We start from the raw sequence: 8,143 nt of genomic DNA on the forward strand, positions 1-8,143 counted from the left end.
GGCACGACTGTGGGTTCGTGCTCAACGCGTTCGCCGGCATGTACAACCGTCACATCGAGCCGCTGTCCGGTGGCGCATCCGACGAGGGCGGCTGGACCCCGACCAACAGTGTCGCAACATCGAATCACCTGTCGGGCACTGCCGTTGATCTGAACTGGAACAAGTATCCGTTCCGGGTGTATCGGATGGCGCCGAGCATGGTGTCCGATGTGAAGGGTTTGCAGGTCGACTTCCGTGGGCTGATCGACTGGGGTCGCGACTGCTGGGGCGGCAACCCGGTGGATGAGATGCACTACCAGGTGGCGAAGGGCAAGCCGATGGGGGCCTACGTCGACTTCGCGAACGAGCTACGCGGTGGGCTGTGGGGCCTGTTCGGCAGCACCACACCCACTCCCGCCCCTGTCGTCGTGCCCAACCCCGGCGTCGGGGGCGGTTCCACGTTGCTGCTGCGCGGATCGACAGGGCCGGCGGTGCGCCGGCTGCAAGAACGGCTGAACCGCGACTACCCGCGCTACTCACGCCTCGCCGTCGACGGTGACTACGGGCCGGCGACCGAGGGCGTGGTGCGCGAGTTCCAGCAGCGCGCCGGCCTACTGGTCGATGGCATCGCGGGGCCGGCCACGCTCGGAAAGCTCGGACTGTGAGGTTCGGAATCCAGACCCTCGCAACGGCGGTGGTGCTCGGTGTCGTCGCCGGCGTCACCGCCGCCACGAACTACCTACTTCGGACCGAGCTGCCGTCCGAAGTCCAACTGATGGAAGAGAAGTCATGACCGGACCACTGGACCTCGTACGCGCCGAGGTCATGAAACATGTCGGCCCCGAGATGGACGCACGGTTCGCTCAGCTCATCCCCCTGTTCACCAAAGCACTCAATCGCGGCGAACCACTCGAACAGGTCGAAGTCCCGCCGGCGGTCGAGAAGGTCGCCGCCGGCACCGCAGCGAAGCGCACCACCGCGCAAGGTGTCGTCGCACTGGCACTCGCCGGCGCGCTCGGCTTCGCTGCTGACACCGTCGCCGGCCCCGACTTCGAACTGCTCGACTTGGGTGACTGGAAGGGCCTAGGCAGCGGCGCGGTCGTCGCTGGCATCATGGCACTGCTCGCGTTCGGACAGCGCAAGATCGGTCGCTGATGAACGAGCGGGCAGTCCTCGCGGCTGCGCAGATGCTCTCGGTATTCCTCGCCGCCGGCTCGATCGTCGTAGGTCTGCTGTACGCCGGTCCCGAGCAGCTTGTCCGCCGGCCGCTCCCAGTCGGACAGGAAACGCTCGTCGTCGTGATCGAGTCCGCATTCCCGGTGTGGCCGTTCCTGTTCATCACCACCGGGCTCATCCTCCTCGTCTGTGCCCTCCGCAAAAAGTCGTTGCTGATCGGTCACGGTTTCGTGGTACTCGGCTGGGCGTTCTGGGGATTCTGTCTCATCATCGGCCCGCTGCGCAGTGTCCCACCGGCACCGATCATCGTCGGCGTGATCGCCTTCGTGCTCGGTGTTGCAGCCAACGTCGGAACTATGCGCCTCTGGGCGGCACTTGGAGTGAAATAGATGGACATCGCCGCGATCGTCGCCGCTGCCATCGCCGCGATCGCCACCGCCGTGGCAACGGTCGTATCGGCACGTAGCCGCGTGCAGACGGACAACGTCGTCGCACTGATCAAGTCCAACGGCACGCTCAACCGGCAGGTAGCCCGACTGGACGAATGGAAGATCGCCGGCCGCTACTACATCGCTCGACTGCGAGGGCAGTTGGCAGACAACGGAATCGAGCCACTGCCACTCCCACGCGAACTACAGGAGGACCTGTCCGATGGGTAGCAACACAGTCGACATCTATTTCAAGGGCCACGAGTCGGGCCTGCGAGAAGCGATTCGCCGCGTCAAGTCCGACATTCAGTCTCTCCGTGGTCAGCGGATCGAGCTGACGGTCGACGTCGAGGACCGCTCGCTCCGACGCTTACAGGACCAGATGAACTCGGTCCGCAACACCGTCACACAGATCCGAACAGCCGTCGACCGATCCGAGCTGACACGCCTGCGCTCCGAACTCGCCGCGCTCCGCGACCGCACCATCAGAGTCGACGTCGAACTCAACAACGCCGGCGCGCTCGCCGGCCTCGCCGCGTTCGACGTCGCTCGAGGTAACGCGCACATGGCGCTCGACCTCGACACCGCCGGCGCTGCGTCCGAGCTGGCGGCGTTCATCGCGTCGATTCCCCGATCGGTGACGATCAATCTCGACGTCGACACGCGAACCGCAGCAAACGAACTCGCAGCATTCCGGCTGGCGTTGCGTGCGCTGAACAGTGACACCATCGATCTCGGCGCTGCCTCACGGACAGCCTCACGCGGCATAGGTGCGGTCGGTAGCTCTGCCGGGAAAGTTGCCCCGATGCTGCTCGCGCTCGCGCCAGCTGTAGGCGTGCTCGCATCGGGGGCGGTCGGTGCCGGCATCTTCGGCACGGCTGCCGCGCTCGGCGCTGTCACCGCAGCCGCCGGCCTCGTATCGGTCGGATTCGGTACGGCGATTGCTGCCCTGCCGATCATGGCTGCCGCAACGTCCGAGGAAGTCAAGGGCCATTTCAAGTTCATGGCCGACGACGTCGTCAACACCATGAAGCAAATCGCGGTGCCGCTACAGACCCCGCTCGTCAACCTCGCGACCGCTGTCGGTGCGGCATTCCATCAGATCCGGCCGAACCTGGAGAACATCACCAACGGCGTCGCCGGACTGATCAACGAACTGTCCGGAAAAATGCCCGCGATCGCTGCCGAAGTCGGACCGGCGCTGGAAAACATATTCGACGGCGCGGTACCGCACATCCAATCGCTGATGAACGAGCTACCTGCTCTCATCGCATCGTTCGGTGACTTCGGCGCCTCGCTCGGAGATCCCGCAATCGTGCAGGGCGCGCAGCGCGTGTTCGGCATGATCCCCGGAATCGTGTCCGGGGCCGGTGATGCGCTGGTGGGTGTCGGTGAAAAGTTCAACGACATGATGGCCTACCTGGATTCCGGGGCACTCGACGGATTCACAAGCGGCATAGGCCAATTCATATCGAACATTCAATCGACGGACTGGTCGGGCGTCGGAAGCGGTCTGACCGACATGGCCAACAGCTTCGGTGACTTCGCCGGGACCGTCGACATGGATCAACTCGCCGGCGGAATCGAGAACATCACCAGTGCACTGACCAACCTCACGGACGGTGCCACCGCAGTCGTCGGTGCAGTGCAAGGCATCAACGACGCATTCTCCGATCTGACCGGTGGAGGCAGCCTCTTCGACACACTCAAGCAGGGACTGGGATTCGGCGACGTCTGGGGAGGCCTGTTCGACGACCCGCCGAAACCGAAAATCGAACCTGAACTCGTCCTGCCCGACACTGGAGCGCTCACTGGTTTGCTCGCGCCCGGTGTCGAGATGCCGGTGAACCCCGTAGCCGGTCCGGTGCCGCCCCTGCCCGCAGCTCCACTGCCGCTCGATCTTCTGCCCGGTGCGATGCCTGCGGTCCCGTCGCCCGCAGCGGTGCCGGTGCCTCTCGCCCCGGAACCGATGCCCGCACCTGAGCCGCCACTCGCCCCGGTGGTGATCGAGACTCAGGCGGAGTTGACGAACCTGTCGCAGCCGGACATTCCACCGCTCAAGGTGCCAGTGGAGTACGACACAGCGGCGTTGAACACGCTCACCATTCAGCCGCCGGCGCCGGTGAAGGTCCCGATCGAGTTCGAGGTGACGCCGCCGGACATGTCCGCGTTCACGCTCGACCTCACTGCGCAGGGCGCAGCGGCCGGCGCATCGTTCGCGGCCGGTCTCGCAGGGTCCGCTGGCGCGGTCGCTGCTGCCGCCGCGTCGATGGCCGCAGCAGCACAGAACGTCTCGGTCGACCTGTCCGCCCAAGGCGCTGCCGCCGGTGCATCGTTCGCCGCTGGCATTCGCTCGCAGGCCGGCGCGGTCGCTGCCGCTGCCGCTGAACTCGGCGCGATCGCAGCAGCAAACAAGGGACACTACAAGGGCCGCAAAGGAATAGCCGCCGACCGGATCATGCTGATTCCCCACGGGCAGGCGATGGTGAAAGGCTTCATCGGCGGTATGCAGTCACAGAAGCGTGACCTCGTGCGCGCCGCACAGGGACTCGCTGGTGATGTGTACACAGCGTTCGATGACGACCTCGTGCCGAACATCGGATTGTCCGGCGGCATGGACATGACGCAGAAGGTGTACGTCACTGTCGAGGCCGGCGTCATGGCGGACCCGGTGAAGATCGGCCGCGAGATCACCAACAGTCTCGACGCCTACAAGACGGCAGTCGGGCATGCATCAGGGACGGTGGTCAGTGTCTAGGTTCATCGACCGAACGAAGGTCGCGCTACAGGTCGAGCGCAGCCGCGAGAACGTCTGGGTACCCAACGGTCTCGCACTCCCCCAGCGCAGCTACGAGCCTGACGGACTCGTGTTCGACTGCCGCGACAACGGCGGCATGGCATTCCCCCCAGAGACCCTGTTCCGCGACGACGAGTCGTGGTCATCCCGCACCTTCGCCAGCACCCGCACAAACTGGGTGATCAACGTCAACTCCAGCGGCGAAGCGCAGAAGGCAATGGATCTCGGTCCGGTCCTCGCGCAGACCCGAGTCGCGATCCCCGTTAAACCCGGCATGAAGGTCAACTTCGCCGGCGTCTTCCAGCTCCGCAAAACGGGTCTGCACAACCATGCCGCAGACGGGCAGCTACGCGGTCAGGACGTCCGTGTCACGATCTGGGGAACGGGCACGACGACCGATGAGTACGGCGTCGAAACCACCACCAAGATCGAGCTGCTGACCTCGCAGCAGGTCTTCCAGAACTACGTCCCGTTCGTCGCCCCCAACGGGTACGTGCAAGTCACGCTCCCCACGGTGTCGGATGCGACGGTGCCGGCCGGCGTCGATCGGATCTACATGTCGGTGATGCTCATCGCGCAGGGCCTCAATGCCCCGCACACCGGGCAGTATCAGTCGTTCTACTTCGGTGCGCTCGACACGAACTTCTTTGCGATCTCGAAGGCGTCTCCGCTGCGACTGTTCGTGCGCCGGCCGGACTCGATCAACAACACAGTGCCGAGTGTGCTCAGCTCGACGGGTGCGGTGTACCCGAGTCGATCGAGGTTCGACAATCTCCCGCCGGATAGCGAAGTGGTGCTGGTGTCCACGTCGGTGTCGGCTGTGAATGTCGATGTGTACCAGTGGGATACAGCACGCGGTCCACTGTTGACGACGATCGCTCTCGCACCAGGGCAGCGTGTGAGCACTCCGGTGTCGACGGCTACCGGAAAGATCGAGCTCGTGTCCGCCGGCAGCTTCGGCGTCGAGCGCGTGTCCGCGCAAGTGGTGCGGACGGATACCTACGAGCAGACCCGTACCTACCGCTATCTGTTCGCCGACATCATCGACGACGTTGCCTCGATCGCCGCCGAGCATATCGAGTCGGATCTCGCGCTGCTGACGGTGAAGTTCAACTCGAACACTGTCAGTCCAGCGTTGCGCGCCGGCAAGCGTGTGCGTCTACTGGCGCTGCATTCCGCCGGCTACACGCAGGTGTACTGCGGTGTCATCCGAGGCCGGCGAATCGTCCACCGCTACGGCCGGCCCGATCAGGTCGAGATCGTCGTGCACTCCGCTCACGGCGCTGTCGGTCAGGTCGAATGCCCCGTCGCCTACGATCGCCTGTCCGAGTACGGCCCGCTGGTGCACACCGCCGGTGTGCCCATCGTGGTCGACGGTGTCGATTACACCGGGCCAGCGCGTAACCTGCCGGATGGGTGGGACTACTTCCCCTCGTACGCAGCCGATTCCGCGCAGACAATGCAGGATGCCCTGATGCTCACTCGGAACACGAACAAAGCGTTCATGTTCGTGGACCGCTATGACCAGACCATCGTCACGTCGACGCTGCCGGCCGCGACTGTTGCCGAATTGTCGGACGCACCCGGCGAGGGTGACATCAGTTACAACAGTCGCGAGCTGGAGTCCGGCGCGGACACCGCGAACATCGTCAACGCGGTCGCGGTGGAGGAACACTTGCTCGATCGCTCGGACTTCGTGGATCGGCAGCTCGACCGTGAGGCCGCGCCGATCATGCTCGGCGACATAGCTTCCCGTACTCGGCGGATCGAGTATCGGCGTGAGACGTCGGTCGAGCTGTTCGGTTTGCAGCGCCGCAACTTCGGTGTGATCCGTGGGTCCGGTGAGTGGAACGACATCATTGCCGACAAGTTCGGTACCACGTTCGACCAGTGGGCCGCAGACGTGCTCGATGAGTACGCCGGCGAAGGCCCCACCATCGACCGCCTGCGGTTGACGGTGATCACCGATGCCGATCTCCAACTCATCTCACGCTTGCAGTCTCTCGATGCGCTCGGCGTCACCTACCGAGGGCAGCGCGTGGTGCGCCGTATTCGTCGCCTCGAGCACCGGATCATGCCGCACAGGTCCTCGTTCAAATGGACCGTCGATGTGCGGTTCGACGCGACCGGTGAGCAGAACCTCTGGCTGCCGGCACCCGAGGACTGGGAGGCGTTGGAGCCGGCCCTTGTCGAAGGCGAGGCCGGCCTCGTGGATGGCGGCAACCCCGAGCATCCTGGCGCTGGAGTGGTCGACGGCGGTGACCAGGACGCGCCGGCGATCGTGAAGCTGACACGGTCCGACGACTTCGCCCGCCCGAACGGGCCGGCTGGCGCGAACTGGCGCTACTACAACCCGACACCCACGCCGGTGATCATCGGTCAAGAGCTGGTGATGACCACCTCGACAGGTGGACTGGACAACGGCTATCAGGGCAAGTTCGCAATCACGTACGTCGACCCGGTGAACGGCGACAACCAGGAGGTGTCCGGCCGTGTCACCTCTGCCCCGACGACCAGCTTCCAGGGCTTGATCCTCGGCGCCAACGACACGCTCACGTCCGGCGTGCTGGTCGAGTTCAACCGAACGCAGGTGATCATCTCGGCGGTGCTGTCCCCGACCATGACAGCGGTGCGCAGCCAGCGTGACATCGACACCTCGTTCACCTCACTGAACCGAGCGCGGTTCCGCCGCGAGGGTGACCGATACCGCTTCTACCGTGACGACACTTTCCTGTTCGAGTGGACCGACCCCGGTGGTTTCGCGGTGATCGGCGGCAAGCATGGCGGGTTGCTGATCTCCCGCGAGGACACCACCGCGAGCGCTGGTTTCGATGACTTCCAGTTCAAAGACATCTAGGAGAATCCATGTCCCGCATACAAGTTCGGCGCGGCACGTCCGCTGCATGGGCATCGACCAACCCGGTGCTCGCTGCCGGCGAGCCTGGCTACGACAGAGACGCCGATCGGTTCAAGCTAGGCAACGGCGTCGATCCGTGGTCCGAGCTGGAGTGGCAGCAGGTCGGCCCCGAGGGACCGGTAGGTCCTGCTGGTCCGGCCGGCGTACAGGGTGAGCCAGGTCCCGCCGGCGAGCAGGGTGAGCCAGGTCCTGCCGGCGGACCGGAAGGTCCTGCCGGTCCGGTTGGTCCCGCCGGCGAGCAGGGTGAGCCAGGCCCCGCCGGTCCTGCAGGCGCACCGGGTGCTGCCGGCGAGCAAGGTCCCGCCGGCGAGCAAGGTCCCGCGGGACCGTCGATCGCGGCCGGCGCGACTACCGCGCTGTGGTCCGGCACTGAGGCGCAGTACGCTGCCCTGTCCTCTGGGGTGAAGAACGCTGCAGGGTTCATTGCGGTGATCGTGCCGTGACTGTTCGTGTTGCCGGTGTTGCGATCCAGCGCGTGATGGTAGCTGCCGTGGCTGCCAAGCGGATCATGGTCGGCGTCGGCGGTTCCGCTGTGCAGGCGTGGTCCTCGTTCCCCGCCGCAGGGATGGGCATCGACAAGGCTTCACCGAACCAGTCCACCTCCGTGTCGGTGTGGACGGAAATCACCGGCTGGCAAGCGCGTGCGGGGTTTCCTGGTTCGGCCTACACATCGCGCGGTCTGGTGCTGCCGGCGGGCGTGACGGTGAACCTTGTGAGCCGTTGCGCGCGTGCAGCGACGAGTGCCCACGCGAGCATGACGCACAGGCTCCTCGCAAACGGTGTCGTGATCGTCAACGGCACCAGTGGCGCCAACGTCACGCAAGCCGATCTCGCCGGCTACACGAC

At 65.1% G+C, this 8,143-nt stretch carries 9 protein-coding genes; all 9 read left to right on the top strand.

All coding sequences use genetic code 11. The features are described 5' to 3' along the window. Positions 1-644, top strand: a 644-nt coding sequence (locus A2J03_RS20935) for a peptidoglycan-binding protein (RefSeq protein ID WP_068377874.1), incomplete at its 5' end; no start/stop codon positions are given. After that, positions 641-772, top strand: coding sequence for a hypothetical protein (locus A2J03_RS31900; protein WP_269455231.1), 132 nt, complete (start codon positions 641-643; stop codon positions 770-772). The genes A2J03_RS20935 and A2J03_RS31900, both read left to right, overlap by 4 nt. Continuing rightward, positions 769-1,134: a hypothetical protein gene (locus A2J03_RS20940; protein WP_068377876.1), complete on the top strand. Its 366-nt coding sequence runs from the start codon at positions 769-771 to the stop codon at positions 1,132-1,134. Before A2J03_RS31900 ends, A2J03_RS20940 begins: the two co-directional genes overlap by 4 nt. Continuing rightward, on the top strand, positions 1,134-1,544 hold the full coding sequence (locus A2J03_RS20945; RefSeq protein WP_082897980.1) for a hypothetical protein: 411 nt from the start codon (positions 1,134-1,136) through the stop codon (positions 1,542-1,544). The genes A2J03_RS20940 and A2J03_RS20945 overlap by 1 nt, the downstream gene beginning before the upstream one ends. Continuing rightward, complete coding sequence (locus A2J03_RS20950) at positions 1,545-1,814, top strand: hypothetical protein (RefSeq protein WP_068377878.1); 270 nt, start codon at positions 1,545-1,547, stop codon at positions 1,812-1,814. Beyond that, positions 1,807-4,341, top strand: a complete 2,535-nt coding sequence (locus A2J03_RS20955; protein WP_068377880.1) for a hypothetical protein — start codon at positions 1,807-1,809, stop codon at positions 4,339-4,341. Before A2J03_RS20950 ends, A2J03_RS20955 begins: the two co-directional genes overlap by 8 nt. Continuing rightward, a complete protein-coding gene (locus A2J03_RS20960; RefSeq protein ID WP_156520492.1) occupies positions 4,334-7,237 on the top strand; it encodes a hypothetical protein in 2,904 nt (967 codons plus the stop codon). The genes A2J03_RS20955 and A2J03_RS20960 overlap by 8 nt, the downstream gene beginning before the upstream one ends. An 8-nt stretch (positions 7,238-7,245) precedes the next feature. Then, positions 7,246-7,740, top strand: a complete 495-nt coding sequence (locus A2J03_RS30655) for a hypothetical protein (RefSeq protein ID WP_068377884.1) — start codon at positions 7,246-7,248, stop codon at positions 7,738-7,740. Then, a partial coding sequence (locus A2J03_RS20970; protein WP_156520493.1) for a hypothetical protein occupies positions 7,737-8,143 on the top strand: 407 nt, incomplete at its 3' end. The genes A2J03_RS30655 and A2J03_RS20970, both read left to right, overlap by 4 nt.

It is taken from the genome of Rhodococcus sp. EPR-157 (assembly GCF_001647195.1).
Classification (GTDB): domain Bacteria; phylum Actinomycetota; class Actinomycetes; order Mycobacteriales; family Mycobacteriaceae; genus Rhodococcoides.